This is a genomic window from Microbispora sp. H10885 (assembly GCF_014161415.1).
Lineage (GTDB): Bacteria > Actinomycetota > Actinomycetes > Streptosporangiales > Streptosporangiaceae > Microbispora > Microbispora triticiradicis.
The window spans coordinates 388,183-406,074 of sequence record NZ_JABBWY010000002.1; the positions used below are offsets into that span (position 1 = coordinate 388,183).

Genomic DNA, 17,892 nt, shown 5'->3' on the forward strand with positions numbered 1-17,892 from the left:
GCGAGCATGGACGAGGTGTTCAAGGCGCTGGCCGATCCGAGCCGGCGCGCGCTGCTCGACTCGCTCAACGCCCGCAACGGGCAGACGCTGCGTGAGCTGTGCGCCGGACTCGACATGGCCAGGCAGTCCGTCAGCAAGCACCTCGCGGTGCTGGAGGAGGCCGGGCTCGTCACCACCGTGCGGCGGGGCCGGGAGAAGCTGCACTACCTCAACGCCGCGCCCGTGCACGAGATCGCCCACCGGTGGATCAGCCGCTACGACCGGGCCAGGGTCCAAGCCCTGGCGGACCTGAAACTCGCCCTTGAGGAGACCCCGATGGACGCGCCGACCTTCGTCTACACCACCTACATCCGCACCACCCCGCAGAAGCTCTGGCAGGCGCTGACCGAGCCCGCCTTCACCCGCCGCTACTGGGCCACGGAGTTCACCACGGACTGGTCCGCCGGCTCACCGATGACCTGGGACAACCACGGCGTGCTGATCAGCGACCCGGAGCAGGTCGTGCTGGAGGCCGAGCCCTACAGCCGGCTCTCCTACACCTGGCACGCCGTCACCCCGGAGCTCGCCAAGCGCTTCGGCTGGGACGAGGAGACGCTCGCCCGGCTGTCCGGCGAGGCCCGCTCGAAGGTCACTTTCACGATCGAGGAGCCCGCGCGGGAGGTCGTGAAGCTCACCGTCGTGCACGACGGCTTCGAGCCCGGATCGAGCCTGGCCGAGATGGTCAGCCACGGCTGGCCGAACGTCGTGGCGAGCCTCAAGACGCTGCTGGAGACCGGCGAACCGCTGCCGGCCGACGCGTGACCTCCCCGATCGGCCCCGGCGACGCCGCGAGGCGCCGCCGGGCCGGCCCGCCTGGACGACCACCCGGAGGACGGCGAGCGGCCCGGGGAGCACCGCGGTAGGCGGGGAGAAGGTCAGGCCTTCGGTCTGAGCATCTTCCGGTAGTAGGTCGCCGAGATCTCGTAGCCGAGGGCGCCGTAGAACTCGGCGGCCCGCCGGGTCGCCAGCGCGACATACCCGGCCTGCCGCGAGCGGGCCCACGTCTCGAACTCCTCCAGCAGCCTGCGGCCGATGCCGTGGCGGCGGTAGCCGCTCTCGATCATCGCCTCCTCCACCCAGGCGACCCTGCCGTTGGCGAAGAGCGTGATGTGGGTGAAGCCCAGCAGGTAACCGCGTACGGTCCCGTCCACGGTGGCGACCATGAGAAAGGCGTCCTCGTTCTCCAGCAGCTGCGGCAGCGCCGCGTCGAACGGCGCGCGCTCGGGCCGGAACGTCACCGCGAACTCGCGGGCGAGTGCGAAAATCTCGTCCGCGTCGGTCTGCTCGGCCCGCCGGAGCTGGAGATCACCAGACGTCATGAAAGGGACTCTAGGAGTACCCAGACACATACGTCCAATCCGACCCCCCCGCGAGACCGGCGGCAGGCGGAACCGCCTCACGCCCGCGGGCCGTCCGGCCGTTTCCCCCACCCGGAGTCGCCGTTTCTCGCGCTGGAGTGGAGTGACGGCCGAGGCCGCGGGCCTCTACCAGCCGCGGCACGGCTGCAAGCAGCGTTCAAGGATCATGCAAGAAATTCGCATTTCCATCGCCCTAAATTGCCGCTCATGAGAACGATGACTCGCGCCTTCGGTCTGGTGCTCGCCGCGGCGGTTACAGCACTCCTCGCATCAGCCACTCCGGCCAACGCACTTGTCGACGGGTACACGCACGACTCGCCGGAGCCGCCCGTGTGCACCAGCGGCAAAATCGGGAGCAACAGGCAGTACACGCATTGCAATTACACGCGCTACTTTGCCGTGTTCCGGTCGGGAGCCAGTTACTACGAGGCGGCACAGAAGATCAATCCAGAACTGTCCGACATCATCAGGTTTCTGGACGAGGCGGACGGCTGCGGCGCAGTACTGCTGACCAGCAGCAACACATACCTGCATTTTCCGACGAACGCGGCGGCATCCGATGAGTTCCAGTGGTTCCAGGGCGATCCGGAATATGGCGTCGAGACAATAGCCAAAGTGTCGCAAACCTGCATGTGGATCACTGAGGGCAGCTGACCCGGAAGAGCGGCACACGGTGACGTCCACCGCCTTGGCATGGCGATCGAAGCAGACCGATGCCTCCCTGACACGGGCGGTTGCGGCGTTCACCCTCACGCCGGCCCAAGTGCTCGTCCCCCGGGGAGCCGTACCGTGGCGTGGACGGGTTCAGACGGGCAGGCCGAGTTCGCGGGCGATGAGCATGCGCTGGACCTCGCTGGTGCCCTCGCCGATCTCCAGGATCTTCGCGTCGCGGTAGAAGCGGCCGACGGGGAACTCGTTCATGAAGCCGTAGCCGCCGAAGACCTGGGTGGCGTCGCGGGCGTTGTCCATCGCGGCGTTGGACGCGACGAGCTTGGCGATCGCCGCCTCCTTCTTGAAGGGCAGGCCGGCCACCATGCGCTCGGCCGCGTGGTAGTAGGCCAGGCGGGCGGTGTGCGCCCGCGCCTCCATGTCGGCGATCTTGAACTGGATGGCCTGGTAGCCCCCGATCTCCTGGCCGAAGGCCCGGCGCTCCCGCGCGTACCGCAGCGACTCGTCCACGCAGCCCTGGGCGAGGCCGACCGACACCGCGGCGATCGCCACCCGGCCCTCGTCGAGCGTCTGGAGGAACTGCGCGTAGCCCCGGCCGCGCTCGCCGAGCAGGTTCTCCTCCGGCACCCGGCAGTCGGTGAAGGAGAGCTCGCGGGTGTCGGAGGCCGACCAGCCGACCTTGGAATACTTCTTCGACACCGTCATGCCGGGCGTGCCCGACGGCACGAGGATCGTGGAGATCTCCGGCCTTCCGTCCTCGCGGCGGCCGGTGATCGCCGCCACCGCGACGACGGCGGTGATGTCCGTGCCGGAGTTGGTGATGAACGCCTTGGAGCCGTTGATCACCCACTCGCCGCTCTCGAGGACGGCGTTGGTGCGCATGCCGCCCGGCACGTCGGAACCGCCGCCGGGCTCGGTCAGCCCGAACGCCCCGAGGATCTCCCCCGCCGCCATCCCCGGCAGCCAGCGCCGCTTCTGCTCGTCGGTGCCGTACCGGAGGATCGGCATCGCGCCCAGCGACACCGCCGCCTCCAGGGTGATCGCCACCGAGGAGTCGACCCGGGCCAGCTCCTCCAGGGCCAGGCACAGCGTGAAGTAGTCGCCGCCCATGCCGCCGTACTCCTCCGGGACGGGCAGGCCGAACAGGCCCATCGCGCCCATCCTGCGGACGACGTCGTACGGGAACTCGCACCGCTCGTAGTAGTCCCCGATGACGGGGGCGACCACCTCGCGGGCGAACTCCTCCACCGACTTGCGCAGCTCGATGTGCTCGTCGTTGAGCATCTCAGATCTCCTCCGGTCGCTCCCCTTGGATCTTTCGCCTACTGCGGTCGACCACGCGGCGCCTCGCTTCGTTGTCGTCGTCGCCCATAGCTCCGCTATGGGCTCCTCCTCCGCCTTGCGATGCATCCGCCTGGCCGATCCTCGCTACGGCGAGATCCGCGGGAAGCTCCCTGGCAAGGGCCTGGACGACGCGGGAGGGGCTCGGCCGGCCCAGGATTCCGGCGAGCCACAGGCTGGTGGCGGCCAGCGACCTGACGTCCACCCCGGTCTCGACGCCGAGGCCGTCGAGCATCCACACCAGGTCCTCGGTCGCGAGGTTGCCGGTGGCGCTCCTGGCGTACGGGCAGCCGCCGATGCCTCCGGCGGAGGAGTCGACGACGGTGATTCCCCGTCTCAGCGCGGTCAGCGTGTTGGCGAGGGCCTGGCCGTAGGTGTCGTGGAAGTGGACGGCGAGCCGCTCCGGCCCGACACCGGCCTCGGCGAAGGCGTCGAGCAGGTCCTCGACGTGGCGGGGCGTGCCGACACCGATGGTGTCGCCCAGCGACAGCTCGTGGCAGCCGAGGTCGAGCAGCCTGCGCCCGACCCCGGCGACCTGCGCGGGCGCGACCGGTCCCTCCCAGGGATCGGCGAAGCACATCGAGACGTACGCCCTGACCCGCACGCCGTGGGCCAGGGCCCGCTCGACGACGGGCGCGAACATCTCGAACTGCGACTCGACCGTGCGGTTGAGGTTGCGCCGCGCGAACGACTCGGTGGCGCTGCCGAAGATCGCGATGTCGGTGACGCCCCCGTGGCTGGAAGCACAGTCGAGCGCCCGGTCGAGGCCTTTCTCGTTGGGGACGAGCACCGGGTAACGGACCCCGGGCACCCGGGGCAGGCTCTCCAGCAACTCGCCCGCGTCGGCGAGCTGAGGCACCCACTTCGGGTGGACGAAGCTCGTCGTCTCGATCGTGGTGAGCCCGGCCTCGGCCAGCCGGGCGACGAACTCGCGCTTGACCTCCACCGGCACGACGGCCGACTCGTTCTGCAGGCCGTCGCGCGGGCCGACCTCGTAGATCGTCACTCGCACGGCGTCACCACCGCCAGCACCGCGTCCAGGTCCACCGTCTGTCCCGGCCGCACCCGCAGTTCGGCGAGCACGCCGTCGCCCGGCGCCGTCAGGGTGTGTTCCATCTTCATCGCCTCCACCACGACCAGAGGCTGCCCGGCGGTGACCCGGTCGCCCCGGGCCGCCTTCACCAGCAGCACCGTTCCCGGCATCGGGCTGCGGACCACGCCGTCCCCGGCGAGCGCGCCGCCCGCCCGGTCTCCCGGGTCGCCGGGCTCGTGCCGGGTCACCGGCCAGGCCCGGCCGCCCTCGGCGAGCCAGAGCGTGCCGCGGTCGCGGGCGACCGCGTACCGGCGGGTGACCCCGCCGAGCGACACCACGGCCGCGCCGTCGCCGAGCCGCGTCAGCCGCGCCCGGCCAAGTGAACGTCCATTAACTTCGATCCGGGCGTCGCCGGCCGGTCCCGCGATCCGCACCGGCACGCCGAGGTGGTGGACCGTCCAGGCGGGCACCCCGATCCGCCAGCCGTCGTTCACGTCCCAGGGGTCGCCGCCGCCGGAGGGGCCGGCGAAGCCCGCGTGGAAGACGAGCGCCGCGGCGGCGAGCACCTCGTCCGGCACGCCACCGCCGCCCGGGCCCTTCATAGGGCCGTTCACCGGGCCGCGCAGCAGATCGCCGAGCCGGCGCTCGACCAGGCCGGTGTCGAGCCGCCCGGCCGCGACCTCCGGGTCGGCCAGCAGCGCCCGCAGAAAACCGACGTTGGTGGTGACCCCGAGGATCACCGTGGAGCCGAGCGCCCGGTCCAGGGCCGCGAGCGCGCCCGCCCGGTCAGGGGCCCAGGCGACCGCCTTGGCCAGCATGGGGTCGTAGTCGCTGCCCACCGCCATGCCCTCGGCGAGCCCCGAGTCGAACCTGACGTCCTGTCCGGCGGGCTCCCGCAGCGCCAGGATCCGGCCCCCGGTCGGCAGGAAGTCGCGGGCGGGGTCCTCGGCGTACACCCGGGCCTCGACCGCGTGGCCGCGCAGGCGCACCTCGTCCTGCCCGAACGGCAGCGCCTCGCCGGAGGCGATCCGCAGTTGCAGCTCGACGAGGTCGAGACCGGTCACCATCTCGGTGACCGGATGCTCCACCTGGAGCCGGGTGTTCATCTCCATGAAGGAGAAGCCCCCCGGGTCGGCGGCCGGGACGATGAACTCGACCGTCCCCGCGCCGACGTAGCCGACCGACCGAGCGGCCTCCACCGCCGCCGCGCCCATGCGCGCCCGCGTCGCGTCGTCCAGCAGCGGGGACGGCGCCTCCTCCACGATCTTCTGGTGCCTGCGCTGCAGGCTGCACTCGCGCTCGCCGAGGTGGACCACGTTGCCGTGCGCGTCGGCCATGACCTGGATCTCGATGTGCCGGGGGCCGTCGACGTACCGCTCCAGCAGCAGCGTGCCGTCCCCGAAGGCGGCCACGGCGGTGCGGCGGGCCGACTCGATCGCCGCGGGCAGTTCCTCCGCCGAGGCGACCCGCAGCATGCCCTTGCCGCCGCCGCCCGCCGACGGCTTGATCAGCACGGGGAAGCCGATGCGCCCGGCCGCCTCGGCCAGGTCGTCGTGGGGCTCCGCGCCGCCGGGGACGACCGGCACGCCCGCGCGGGCGACCGTCTCCTTGGCCTGGATCTTGTCACCCATGGCCTCGATGGCCTCGGGCGGCGGGCCGACGAAGACCAGGCCCTCTTCCGCGCAGCGGCGGGCGAACCCGGCGTTCTCGGCGAGGAAGCCGTATCCGGGGTGGATCGCCTCGGCGCCGCTCGTCCGGGCGGCCTCGACGATCCCGTCGGCGTCGAGATAGCCGCGCGGGAGCCGTACGGCGAGGTCGGCCTCGCGCACGTGCCGGGCGTCACGGTCGGCGTCGCTGTGGACGGCGACCGCGCGCACCCCCAGCGCGCGCAGCGTCCGGATGATCCGGACGGCGATCTCTCCCCGGTTGGCGATCAGCACACTGGTGAACATCACTCACATCCGGAAGACGCCGTAGCCGACGGGTTCGAGGGGGGCGTTCGCGGCGGCGCCGAGCGCCAGGCCGAGGACGGTCCTGGTGTCCACCGGGTCGATCACCCCGTCGTCCCACAGGCGGGCGGTCGAGTAGTAGGGGCTCCCCTGGTGCTCGTAACGGGCCCGGATCTCCTCGGGGTCGGCGTCGCCGACCATGGACAGGACGGTCGCGGCCTGCTCGCCGCCCATCACCGAGATGCGGGCGTTCGGCCACATCCACAGGAAACGGGGCGAGTAGGCGCGGCCGGCCATCGCGTAGTTGCCCGCGCCGAACGAGCCGCCGATGATCACGGTGAACTTCGGCACCCGGGCGCAGGCGACCGCCGTGACCATCTTCGCGCCGTGCTTGGCGATGCCCCCCGCCTCGTACGCCTTGCCGACCATGAAGCCGCTGATGTTCTGCAGGAACACCAGCGGGATCGACCGCCGGTCGCACAGCTCGATGAAGTGCGCGCCCTTGAGCGCCGACTCGCCGAACAGGATGCCGTTGTTGGCCACGATCCCGACGGGGTGGCCGTGAACGCGGGCGAACCCGGTGACCAGGGTCGGGCCGTACTCGGCCTTGAACTCCAGGAACCGGCTGCCGTCCACGATCCGGGCGATCACCTCGCGCACGTCGTACGGCCGGCGGGTGTCCTGGGGAACGATTCCGTACAGGTCGTGCGGGTCGTGCAGCGGCGGCTCGGCCGGCGCGACGTCCCAGGGGCGGGGGCCTCTCGGCGCGAGCGTCGACACGATGTCCCTGACGATCTTCAGGGCGTGCGCGTCGTCTTCGGCGAGGTGGTCGGTGACGCCGCTGACGCGGGCGTGGACCTCGCCGCCGCCCAGTTCCTCGGCCGTGACGGTCTCGCCGGTCGCGGCCTTCACCAGGGGCGGCCCGCCCAGGAAAATCGTCCCCTGGTCGCGGACGATGACCGCCTCGTCGCTCATCGCCGGGACGTAGGCGCCGCCCGCGGTGCAGGAGCCGAGCACGGCCGCGATCTGCGGGATGCCCCGCGCCGACATCGTGGCCTGGTTGTAGAAGATGCGCCCGAAGTGCTCCCGGTCGGGGAAGACCTCGTCCTGCATCGGCAGGAACGCCCCGCCCGAGTCGACCAGGTACACGCACGGCAGGTTGTTGTGGAGGGCGACCTCCTGGGCGCGCAGGTGCTTCTTGACCGTCATGGGGTAGTAGGTGCCGCCCTTGACGGTGGCGTCGTTGGCCACGATCACGACCTCGCGGCCGCCGACCCGGCCCACGCCGGTGATGATCCCGGCGGCCGGGGCCTGGTCGTCGTACATGCCGGTCGCCGCGAGCGGCGACAGTTCGAGGAAGCGCCCGCCGGGGTCGAGGAGGGTGTCGACTCGGTCGCGGGGCAGCAACTTGCCGCGCTCGGCGTGCCGGGCGCGGGCCCGCTCCGGGCCGCCCCGCGCCGCCGCCGCGAGCCGCTCGCGCAGCTCCGCCGCCAGGCGCTCGTTCGCCTCGGCGTCGCGCTTGTACGCCTCGCCGCCCGGGTCGCACCGGCTCTCCAGCACCGGCCAGTCGCTTGTACTCATGCTCGAATGTTAGTCATCGTTAACTGACTCCGTCTACCATGGTGCCGTGAAGTCCCCTACCCGCAATCGGCGGGCCGAGATCCTCGACGCGGCCGCCGCCCTGTTCGCGGCACGCGGTTTCCACGGCGTGTCCATCGAGGACATCGGCGCCGCGGTGGGCGTGTCGGGGCCCGCGCTCTACCGGCACTTCAGCGGCAAGGAGGCCCTGCTCACCGAGATGCTGCTCGGGATCAGCGAGCGGCTGCGCGAGCAGGGGGCGCGGCTCGCCACCACCGCCGACCCGGACACCGCGGAGGCGGCCCTGGACGCGCTGCTGGCCGGGCACATCGAGTTCGCGCTGCGCCATCCGGCGCTGATCCGGGTGCAGGAGCGCGAGCTCGACAACGTGCCCGAGCAGGCCAGGCGGGCCATCCGGCGGCTCCAGCGGCTGTACGCCGAGGAGTGGGTGGCCGTGCTGGCCGAACTGCACCCCGACTGCCCGCAGGCGCGGCTGCGCGCCGCCGCGCACGCGGTCTTCGGCCTGCTCAACTCCACCCCGCACAGCGCGGGAGAGCTGTCCCCCGAGGCCATGGCCGGTCTGCTGCACACCATGGCCCGCGCCGCCCTGTGCCGGATCGGGTGACCGGCGGCCGTCCCGCGATCAGGCCCCTGATCGGGCCCTTCGGTCAGCTCCGGGTGAGGAGGGCGCGGGCGGCCTGCTCGATCTCGGCCTCGGACAGCAGCACGGCGCCGGCCGCCGGGCCCAGCGGCACGAAGCTGTCCCGGGAGGTCACCCGGGTGATCGGGCCGGTGAACCCGTTGTCGAGCAGCGCCGCCATCACGCCCTCGGAGACGCCGCCGCTGCGCCGGGTCTCGTCGGCGATCAGCACCCGGCCCGTGAGGTCGGCCGCGCGCATGAGGTCGTCGACCGGCAGGGGCGACAGCCACCGCAGGTCGAGCACCCGGCAGCCCATGCCCTCCGCCGTGAGCCGCGCCGCCGCCCGCAGGCTCATCCGCAGGCCGTTGCCGTAGGTGACGATGGTGAGGTCGCGGCCGTCGCCGTAGGAACGGGCCCGGCCGACCGGGACGTGCGTCTCCGCCCAGCGGGCCGGCGGCGCGTACGGCGCGAGCCAGCCGTCGTCGCCCTCCTCGAACAGGTCCCGGGCGTGGTAGAGCGCGATGGGCTCCAGGAACACGCACACACTGCCGTCCACACGGGCGGCGGCCAGGCAGGTGCGGAGCATCGCCGCCGCGTCGTCGGGCCGCGCCGGAGACGCGATGATCAAACCTGGGATATCGCGCAACGCGGCAATTGAGTTGTCATTATGGAAATGTCCCCCGAAGCCCTTTTGGTAGGCATATGAGGCAACTCGTACGACCAGGGGATTGCGGTACGCGCCCCGGGAGAAGAACTGCATGGTCGACGCCTCGCCACGAATCTGATCAAGGGCGTTGTGCAGATAGGCGAGATATTGGATCTCGGGCACCGGCAGCATCCCCGCCAGCCCGCTGCCGAGCGCGAGCCCGAGGACGGCCTGCTCGTCGAGCAGCGTGTCGAAGACCCGCTCGCCGCCGAACCTGCGTGCCAGCCCTCGGGTCACGCCGTACACCCCGCCCTTGCGGGCCACGTCCTCCCCGAACACCAGGACCCCGGGGTCGGCCGCCATGGCGTCGGCGAGGGCGCGGTTGACGGCCTGCGCGAGGGTGAGCCCGCCCTCCGACTCCGGAGGCGCGGCGAAGGCCCGGTCGCGCTCCCGCGCGGGCGCCGCCCGCAGGGCCCCGGCCGCCACCGCCCGCGGGTCGCGCGGCGCGAGCGGCGCCATCACCTCCACCGCGGACGACAGCCGGGGCCGCCGCGCGCACTCCATCGCCAGCTTCAGCACGTGGTCGCGCTCGGTCTCGTAACGCGCCAGCAGTTCGTCGGGCTGGGCGAGGCCCGCCTCCACCAGCAGCCGCGCCGTACGGACGAGGGGGTCGCGCTCCAGGTCGGCGGCGATCTCCTTGCGGGTGCGGTAGGCGATCTCCACGTCCGAGCCCGCGTGGCCCATCAGCCGCACCGTGCGCAGGTGCAGGAACGCCGGAGCGCGGTTGTCACGCACGTGGCGCACGGCGCGCGTCGCGGCGTCGTAGGTCCCGGCGAGGTCGCAGCCGTCGGCGTGGAAGTACTCCAGCGCCGGGTGCCTGGCCCGCTCGACCCAGTCGCGCGGGGTCCGCACGCTGATGCCGAGGCCGTTGTCCTCGCACACGAACAGCACCGGCACCTGCAATCCGCGATGGCTGCCGTACGCCGCGGTGTTGAGACCCGTGAGGGCGGAGGCGTGGTTCAGCGACGCGTCGCCGAATCCGCAGACGACGACCGCGTCGCGCGGCCAGGGCGACGGCAGGCCCAGCGTGCGCGCCCGCTCGATCGCGAAGCCGACGCCGACGGCCCGCGGCAGGTGGCTCGCGATCGTGGAGGTCTGCGGGATGACGGCCAGGCGGGGGTGGCCGAACACCTTGTGCCGGCCGCCCGCGATCGGCTCCTCGGCCGACGCGGCGATCCCCAGCAGCACGTCGCGCAGCCCCTCCTCGGCCAGCCGCCCGGCCTGGGCGGAGCGGGCCAGGTAGAACGCGCCCGACCGGTAGTGGAGCAGCGCGGGGTCGGTCGCCCGGAGCGCGGCGGCCACGGCGGCGTTCCCCTCGTGGCCGGACGAACCGATCGTGTAGAAGCCCTCGTCGCGCCCGCGCATCAGGCGGGCGGCGACGTCGAGAAGCCGGCTGCCGAGTTGCACCGCGAACAGTTCCCGGCACCGGACCCCGGTGAGGCCCGAGCCGGGCCGGACCGGCAGATCCGGGTCCCCGGCGGGCCCCGGGGTCAGCGCCCCCACGGCTTCGGCGAAATGGGTCTCCACTGCTTCCCGTACCACACGGCCGATTATGTCGCAGGATGCTCGCCCCGTCCCGCACAGTGGGAACTCCCGGTATCCCTCCGCCAATTGATCAACTTAATTGACACAATTTGATGACGAATGTCATTTCTCTCAACCTATGCCGGTTATCGCCCGTCTACTTGAGAGGAATGACGTGGCACCCTCAGGCCGCGTTCACCGTTCGACCACCGGGAAGGATGGTTCAGCGGAATGTTGGAACGCATGCGCGCCGTGATCGCGGCGGTGGCCATGGGAGGGGCGGCCGCCCTGTGCGGAGCCGTGGCGCTCCCGGCCGCCGCGGGCGCGGCGACGGTGACGGCGCCGAGCGACCTCGCCGTCTCCCCCAGCCCCGTGATCGTCGCCACCGGCGCGGGCACGCCGGCGACCTTCACCTACAAGTCGGCCGAGGCGGGCACCGCCCGGCTCCTCGACGGATCGGGCCGGGCCGTCGCGCTCACCACCGGTCCCGCCGGCTCCGGCGCCTACTCGGCCAGGTACGGCTTCACCTTCAGGGACGAGCCGGGCGCCTGGAAGCTGGAGGTGAGGACCGGGGGCGGCACCGCGACCAAGGAGTTCCAGGTTCACTGGAACACCGGCCTCGACTTCGCCGCCTCGCCGGACGTGGCCGACCGCGGCGGCGTCGTCAGACTGTCCGGCACGCTCACCTACGGCGCGTCGCGCGGCTACGCCGGCCAGCGGGTGTACCTCGCCTTCAAGCCGGTCGGCGGCTCCTACGGCCGGGTCGGCTGGGTGACGACCGACGGGCGCGGCCGCTTCTCGGCCGACGAGAGGGTGGACAGGTCCGGCTGGTGGCGGGCCGAGTTCGACGGCACCGCCGCCGCCGAGCCCGCGACGAGCGACAGCGACCGGGTCGACGTACGGGACGCCGCCCGGCGCACCCGCGTCACCGGCTTCGACGCCTCCCCCGACCCCGTCCGTGCCGGTGGCACCCTGCGCCTGCGCGGCCGGCTGGAGATCGGCGGCGGGGACTTCTGGCGCGGCTTCCCCGACCACCGCGTGAGGATCCTCTTCAAGCCCGACGGCGGCTACCGCTGGCAGTACGTCACCTCCGCTTGGACCGGTGACCGCGGCTTCTTCGCCGCGGACGTCAGGGCCAGGACCTCCGGCTGGTGGCGGGCCGAGTTCGAGGCCGTCACCGGCGCGACGGGCTCGGTGAGCTCGTCCGACTACGTGACGGTCCGCGCTCCCCGGCCCGTGCCGCCGCCCGCCGCCGACACCCGGGTGATCCGCTTCAACGCCGCCCCCGAGCCGGTCGGGTACGGCAGGTACCTGACCTTCCGCGGCGCGCTCCAGGTGTGGGACGACGGCTGGGAGGGTTACGGCCACCAGAAGGTGACCGTGTGGTTCAAGAAGGCGGGCGGCTCCTGGCACTACGTCAAGACGCTGCGGACGAACGTCTCCGGCAAGTTCTGGGGCAGGACCAAGGCGACGCGCTCCGGAAGCTGGAAGGTGGTCTTCCCCGGTGACGACGAGGCCCGGCGCTCGTCCAGCCGCGCGGACTGGGTCCGCGTGAAGCACTAGAGAAGACGTGAAGCACTAGAGAAGACGGTCAGGCCGGCCCGGGGCGGGTGTCACGCCCCGGGCCGATCCGCGTCACGGCGCCTTCGCGGACCGCGCGCTCCGTTTCCGAAAGTTTTCGGTCAGCGTCTTTTCTGTTTCGTTGTCATTCCCGATCCGATTTGCCTATGCTTCCGTGCCAGGTCGGCATGATTCCCCCGGGACAGCGGAGGACGTCATATGACGGGTGGTGCGGCATGACGGCCGGACAGTACAGACGGGCCCTGGCGGACTTGGTCGCCGAGGTGTCCGAGGGCGCGATCGGCGCCGAGGAGGCGCTCGCCGGCGAGCGCTCGCTGTCGGCGCTCGGCCTCACCTCGGTGGCCCGGGTGCGGCTCGTCGACGCGATCGAGGACACCTTCGGGATCGAGGTCGGCCTCGGCGGCGACTGGGCCTCGCTGGAGAGCGTCGACGCCCTCGCGGCGCTGGTGTCCCGGGCCGCCGAGCCCGGCGACCGGACCACGGCGGGCGCGTGACGACCCCGGAGGGCTCCCCGGCGCGGGGCGCGGGCGCGACGGTGGAGTTCCACGGCGCGCGGGAGGGCGAGGCGACGCTGACCTGGGGGCAGCGGCTGATCTGGCGGGCCGTCCATCTGATGGGGGACAGCCAGTCCTTCCTCAACTGCCCCTGGGTGCTGCCGGTGTACGGCAGGCGCGACCTCGCCACCGTGCTGGACACGCTGCGCGTGCTGATCGAACGGCACGAGACCCTGCGTACCACGTTCCACGGCACGCCGGACGGACCGGTGCAGCGGGTGAGACGCGACGGCCGGCTCACGGTGGACCTGGTGGAGGCGGGGGAGGAACGGGCGCTGCGGGCGGCCGAACGGATCTCCGGCGAACTGAGCACGACGGCCTTCGTCCACGACCGCGAGCTGCCGCTGCGCTGCGCCGCCGTCCTCAAGGCCGGGCGGCCCATGGCGCTGGCGCTGACCTTCTCCCACCTGGCCGTGGACTTCCAGGCCCTGAGCCTGCTCTCGGAGGAGTGGAAGGTCCTGCTCAGAGGGGAGGAGCCGCCGCCCGCCGATTGGCATCCGATGGACCAGGCGGCCCTGGAGCGCGAGGAGTCGTTCCAGGCGCGCTCGGCCAGGTCGATCCGCTACTGGCGGGCCGTCCTGGAGGAGGCGCCGCTCGATGTGTTCGACCATCCTCCGGGCGAGCCGGAGGACCCCCGGTTCATCGAGGTCGGCATGGAGTCGGTCGCGCTCGCCGCGGCGGCCGAGACGCTGGCCGAGCGGTGGACCATCAGCACGACCAGCGTCCTGCTCGGCGCGTGCGCGACCGTCCTGGCCACGGTGAGCGGCCGCACGAAGGCGGTCATGCAGCTCGTGCACAGCAACCGCCGCGACCCCCGCACCCGCACCATGATCGGCAACGTCGGCCAGGACGGCCTGTTCGTCCTCGACCCGCCCTCCGAGGGCTTCGCCGACGCCTGCCGGGAGGCGCACCGCGCCGCCTTCACGGCGTACCGCAACGCGCACTACGACCCCTTCGCGATGCAGGCCATGCGCGAGGACATCGGCCGCCGCCGCGGCCGGGAGCCGGACCTCGACGCGTTCTTCAACGACCGGCGGACCATCGGCACCTGGCCGGGAGTGCCCCGGCCCGCGGCCGGCGAGATCGCCGGCGAGTCCCTCGCCGACCTGACCGCGAAGACCCGCACGTACGTCACGAACGCCTGGCCCGGCGTCCGGTTCAAGGCGTTCTTCACCGTGGGCGCGGCCACCGACACGGGCCAGCTCAGCCTCATCGCCGACACCGCCTACCTGCCCCTGGAGACGGCCCGCGCCATGCTCCTCGGCGTGGAGGCGCTGCTGGTCCGCGCCCTCGACGAGGACGTCCCGCTCGCCGCCGTCCCCCGGGTGTGCGGGGTCGGCCCGTACGCCGGAACCGTCTAGTCCGTAGGAACCGGCTACAGCTAGTCCGTACGCCGGAACTGGGCCACGGCCACGGCCAGCAGGACCGCGCCGACGGCGGCGACCAGGCCGAGTTCGAGCACCACCGGCAGCCGGTGGCCGAACCAGCTCACGCCGGGGTTGAGCATCGCGTCCACCTGCGGCGGCACGTCGATGTGGCCGAAGACCGCCCGGCGCATGGGATCCACGGCGTACGTCAGCGGGTTGACCGTCGTGAGCACGTGCAGCCACGACGGCAGACCGGCCAGCGGGAACATGGCGCCCGACAGGAACATCATCGGCATGATCGCCATCTGCATAACGCCGAAGAAGCTCTGCATGGTGCGCATCCGGGCGGCGAGCGTCACGCCGAACGCGGTGATCGTGAAGGCGGCGAGGAACATCTCGCCGAGCAGGGTGAGGATCAGGCCCGGCGAGTACGGCACGCCGACCAGCCCCGCGAGCGCGAGGATGATCACGCCCTGCAGGGTGGCGACGACGGCGCCGCCCAGGCACTTGCCGACCACGATCGCGCCCCGGCTGACCGGCGCGACCAGCATCTCGCGCAGGAACCCGAACTCGCGGTCCCACACGATGGACCCCGCCGAGAACATCGCCGTCATGATCACGGTCATCGAGATCATGCCGGGGTACATGAAGGTACGGAAGTCGACGCCGGGGACCGAGCCCCGCACCAGCGTGCCGAGCCCGGTGCCCATAACGAACAGCCACAGCACCGGCTGGACCAGCGAGGACACGATCCGCGTGCGGTCGTTGGCGAACCGCAGCAACTCCCGGTGCAGCACCACCTTGACCGCCCGCAGGTCGTGGCCTCCGCCCGCCCGCGGCACACTCACCCGGACCACGTCGGTCGTCATCCGCTCACCTTCCCCTGGCCATCGCGCGCATCCACTGGTTGCCGGTCCCCGACGACTCCGCGTCGCGGATCGTGGAGCCGGTGTAGGACATGAAGACGTCGTCGAGCGAGGGGCGCGACACGCTCACCGACCGGATCGGCACGCCGAGGCCGGCGAACAGCTTCGGCACGAACTCCTCCCCCGACGGGACCGCGAACGTCACCTGGCCCTCCCGTACGGCGGCCTCGACGCCGAACCTCTCCCTGAGCAGGACCATCGCGCGTTCGTCGTCGCCGGTCTGGATCTGCACGCGGTCCTTGCCGACGCTCGCCTTGAGCGCCTCCGGCGAGTCGATCACCACGAGCTCGCCGTGGTCGATGATCGCGATGCGGTCGCAGTACTCGGCCTCGTCCATGTAGTGCGTCGTCATGAAGATCGTGATGTCCTCGCTGTGCCGCAGCTTGCCGATGTATCCCCAGATGGCCGAGCGGGTCTGCGGGTCCAGGCCGACCGTGGGCTCGTCCAGGAAGAGCACCCGGGGCGAGTGCAGCAGCCCGCGGGCGATCTCCAGCCGACGCTTCATGCCGCCGGAGAACGTCATGACCTTGCCGTCCCTGCGGTCCCACAGCCCGACCATGTCCAGCACCTGGCGCATCCGGTCGCCGACCAGGTCCTTCGGCACGCCGTACAGCTCGGCGTGGAAGCGCAGGTTCTGCTCGGCGGTCAGGTAGCCGTCCAGAGTGGGGTCCTGGAAGACCAGCCCGATGTTGCGGCGCACGGCGTCGCGCTCGGTCACGATGTCGTGCCCGGCGACGAGGGCGGTGCCGCCCGTGGGGGTGGCGAGCGTGCACAGCATGCTGATCGTGGTGGTCTTGCCCGCGCCGTTCGGTCCGAGGAAGCCGAACACCTCGCCGGGCGCGACCTCGAAGTCGACGCCCTTGACGGCCTCGACCTTGCCGTACGTCTTGCGCAGGCCGCGCACTGCCACCGCCGCGCCGAGATCCCCGGCCCGCGCGTTCATGCCACCCCCTCCGAAGGCCGCGGGCTCACGCGAACCGCCCCGCGCCCGTCGATCCGCTCGCTTCGCTCGTTCATGCGTCCTCCGCGAGAATCCGGAACATCGCCTGGCGCGTGCTCCTGAGCAGTTTCTTGGCCTCGTCGACCTGGCGGTCGTCCGCGACGTGCGTCAGATGGACGAAGGCCTCGCCGAGCTGGCCCCACAGCGTCCGCAGTTCGTGCCGGTCCGCGGGGAGGCCGCGGCAGACGTCCGCCCACGGCTCGGCCCGCTCGTCGGCCTGCCGCCCGCCCTCCTCGGTCAGCCGGTACGCACGGCTGCCGCCCGCGTCCTCTCCCTGGACCAGTCCCTCGTCCTCCATCTGCTGGAGGGCGGGGTAGACCGAGCCGGGGCTGGGCCGCCAGACCCCGCCGCTGCGCCGCGCGATCTCCTCGATCAGCTGGTAGCCGTTGCGCGGCTCCTCGGTTAGCAGGCGCAGCAGGGCCGCACGGACGTCGCCCCGCCGTACGCGCGGTCCCAGCGCGGGCGGCTGAGGGAGCCGCGGACCGGCCTGCGGCGGCGGTGGGGGTGACGGCGGTGGTGGCGGTGTCGGTGGCGGCGGAGGCGCGAGCGGGGCCGCCGGGGGCCCTCCATCCTCGTGCATGCGATCCTCCAACTATCGAGATACATGAACGATATATCTAGATAATTGGCGCGAACAAGCCCCCGCTCGGGTCCGCGCGACCTGCCCCGAACAACCCGGCTGCCCCGCCCCGCCGGGGCCGACGTCGAGCCGGCCGGGCACGCGCGGATCGGCTACGCTCGCGCCACCACGCGTCCCGAGCTCGACAAGACCGTCACGGGGCCCGGAACTACCAGGCGATGGGGCCGAGGCGATCGATGAAGATCCCGGTCGGCCCGTCAGAGGCGAGCGTCGCGAGCTCGATGATCGAGTCGGTGCCCTCGGTGACCGTCATCGCGCCGGTGTGGTTGTTCATGTCGGTGGCGGCGAACTTGCGGTTGACGACCTCTCCGGGGGTGGCGACGTTGAATTTGATCTCCGGGAGCGCCTGGGCGTATCGGACGGTAATCATGTTCAGTGCCGCTTTCGACGAGCTGTAGGCGAGCTCGTGCATCTTCGAGACCGGCTGATCCGGATCGGTCACGACCGCGAAGGAACCCCCGCCGCTGGACACCATCACCACGCGCGGGTTGTCCGCCGCCCGCAGCAGGGGGAGAAACGCGTGTGTGACCCTGATCGGCCCGTATACGTTGGTGTCGTAGACGGAATGGACCTCATCGGCCGTCGCGTCCGCGGGCGGGATGATCCTGCCCGGCGTCCCGGCGTTGTTGATCAGCACGTCGAGCCGGTCGGTGTGCCGTCGCACAAGCCGTACGGCCTCGCCCACCGACTCGTCCGAGGTCACGTCCAGCGGGACCATGACCACGTCCACGCCGCCGGCGGCCAGTTTGCCGGCGGCCGCCCTTCCGCGTCCTTCGTCGCGCGACCCCAGGAAGACGGTCCACCCCTGTTCCCCGAGCCGCCGGGCCGCTTCGAAACCGAGTCCCTTGTTGGCACCGGTGATCAGCACCGAAGTCCGGTCCATGTTCGTCATCGATCCTCACTTCCGTGGTTCGCCTGCCGCGTTCGTCGTCACGCGGCGTCCTGACGACCATGCAGACGCCGCCGACCCGACCCCTGTGACAGGAC

The 17,892-nt window shown here is 71.9% G+C and carries 15 protein-coding genes and 1 pseudogene; 6 read left to right on the forward strand and 10 right to left on the reverse strand.

The genetic code is table 11. From position 1 onward, the window contains the following. The first annotated feature begins 6 nt into the window (after positions 1–6). A complete protein-coding gene (locus HHX37_RS06740; RefSeq protein WP_138460066.1) occupies positions 7–801 on the forward strand; it encodes an ArsR/SmtB family transcription factor in 795 nt (264 codons plus the stop codon). Positions 802–914: 113 nt separating this feature from the next. On the opposite strand, the gene HHX37_RS06745 is transcribed toward HHX37_RS06740, so the two are convergent. Continuing rightward, positions 915–1,358, reverse strand: coding sequence for a GNAT family N-acetyltransferase (locus tag HHX37_RS06745; protein WP_117409609.1), 444 nt, complete (start codon positions 1,356–1,358; stop codon positions 915–917). 246 nt (positions 1,359–1,604) lie between these two features. Between HHX37_RS06745 and HHX37_RS06750 the strand changes: the two genes are divergently transcribed. Next, entirely contained in the window at positions 1,605–2,051 is a 447-nt protein-coding gene (locus HHX37_RS06750) for a hypothetical protein (RefSeq protein WP_182880150.1), read from the forward strand. Between the two features lie 150 nt (positions 2,052–2,201). On the opposite strand, the gene HHX37_RS06755 is transcribed toward HHX37_RS06750, so the two are convergent. The 4 genes and pseudogenes from HHX37_RS06755 to HHX37_RS06770 form a co-directional block, all read right to left on the reverse strand. After that, positions 2,202–3,350 (reverse strand): acyl-CoA dehydrogenase family protein, encoded by a 1,149-nt coding sequence (locus HHX37_RS06755; RefSeq protein ID WP_182884845.1) that lies wholly within the window; start codon positions 3,348–3,350, stop codon positions 2,202–2,204. Positions 3,351–3,519: 169 nt separating this feature from the next. Further along, a pseudogene (locus tag HHX37_RS06760) lies at positions 3,520–4,419 on the reverse strand (hydroxymethylglutaryl-CoA lyase); the annotation flags it as partial. Further along, a complete protein-coding gene (locus HHX37_RS06765; RefSeq protein ID WP_182884847.1) occupies positions 4,410–6,392 on the reverse strand; it encodes an acetyl/propionyl/methylcrotonyl-CoA carboxylase subunit alpha in 1,983 nt (660 codons plus the stop codon). The gene HHX37_RS06765 and the pseudogene HHX37_RS06760, both read right to left, overlap by 10 nt. Before the next feature lie 3 nt (positions 6,393–6,395). Then, the gene (locus HHX37_RS06770; RefSeq protein WP_182884848.1) at positions 6,396–7,970 is read right to left on the reverse strand and encodes a carboxyl transferase domain-containing protein; all 1,575 of its coding nucleotides are present in this window, start codon (positions 7,968–7,970) and stop codon (positions 6,396–6,398) included. A gap of 46 nt (positions 7,971–8,016) precedes the next feature. On the opposite strand from HHX37_RS06770, the gene HHX37_RS06775 reads away from it, so the two are divergent. Further along, positions 8,017–8,592, forward strand: coding sequence for a TetR/AcrR family transcriptional regulator (locus HHX37_RS06775; RefSeq protein WP_117410194.1), 576 nt, complete (start codon positions 8,017–8,019; stop codon positions 8,590–8,592). A gap of 43 nt (positions 8,593–8,635) precedes the next feature. Here HHX37_RS06775 and HHX37_RS06780 read toward each other — a convergent pair whose 3' ends face one another. Then, the gene (locus HHX37_RS06780) at positions 8,636–10,855 is read right to left on the reverse strand and encodes a thiamine pyrophosphate-dependent enzyme (RefSeq protein WP_182884849.1); all 2,220 of its coding nucleotides are present in this window, start codon (positions 10,853–10,855) and stop codon (positions 8,636–8,638) included. A 225-nt stretch (positions 10,856–11,080) separates the two neighbouring features. Between HHX37_RS06780 and HHX37_RS06785 the strand changes: the two genes are divergently transcribed. From HHX37_RS06785 to HHX37_RS06795, 3 genes are all read left to right on the forward strand, one after another. Continuing rightward, the gene (locus tag HHX37_RS06785; protein WP_182884850.1) at positions 11,081–12,400 is read left to right on the forward strand and encodes a hypothetical protein; all 1,320 of its coding nucleotides are present in this window, start codon (positions 11,081–11,083) and stop codon (positions 12,398–12,400) included. A gap of 233 nt (positions 12,401–12,633) precedes the next feature. After that, positions 12,634–12,912 carry an acyl carrier protein gene (locus HHX37_RS06790; protein ID WP_182877043.1) on the forward strand — a complete coding sequence of 93 codons (279 nt, stop codon included), beginning with the start codon at positions 12,634–12,636 and terminating at the stop codon, positions 12,910–12,912. Next, on the forward strand, positions 12,909–14,333 hold the full coding sequence (locus HHX37_RS06795; protein ID WP_182884851.1) for a condensation domain-containing protein: 1,425 nt from the start codon (positions 12,909–12,911) through the stop codon (positions 14,331–14,333). Before HHX37_RS06790 ends, HHX37_RS06795 begins: the two co-directional genes overlap by 4 nt. 20 nt (positions 14,334–14,353) lie before the next feature. Here the strand turns inward: HHX37_RS06795 and HHX37_RS06800 are convergent, their stop codons facing one another. From HHX37_RS06800 to HHX37_RS06815, 4 genes are all read right to left on the reverse strand, one after another. Beyond that, positions 14,354–15,208 (reverse strand): ABC transporter permease, encoded by an 855-nt coding sequence (locus HHX37_RS06800; RefSeq protein WP_117409781.1) that lies wholly within the window; start codon positions 15,206–15,208, stop codon positions 14,354–14,356. Between the two features lie 4 nt (positions 15,209–15,212). Then, positions 15,213–16,208 (reverse strand): ATP-binding cassette domain-containing protein, encoded by a 996-nt coding sequence (locus tag HHX37_RS06805; RefSeq protein ID WP_182877041.1) that lies wholly within the window; start codon positions 16,206–16,208, stop codon positions 15,213–15,215. A 70-nt stretch (positions 16,209–16,278) separates the two neighbouring features. Continuing rightward, positions 16,279–16,845: a PadR family transcriptional regulator gene (locus HHX37_RS06810; RefSeq protein WP_182884852.1), complete on the reverse strand. Its 567-nt coding sequence runs from the start codon at positions 16,843–16,845 to the stop codon at positions 16,279–16,281. Positions 16,846–17,053: 208 nt separating this feature from the next. Then, entirely contained in the window at positions 17,054–17,788 is a 735-nt protein-coding gene (locus HHX37_RS06815; protein ID WP_259406253.1) for an SDR family NAD(P)-dependent oxidoreductase, read from the reverse strand. Between the last annotated feature and the right edge of the window lie 104 nt (positions 17,789–17,892).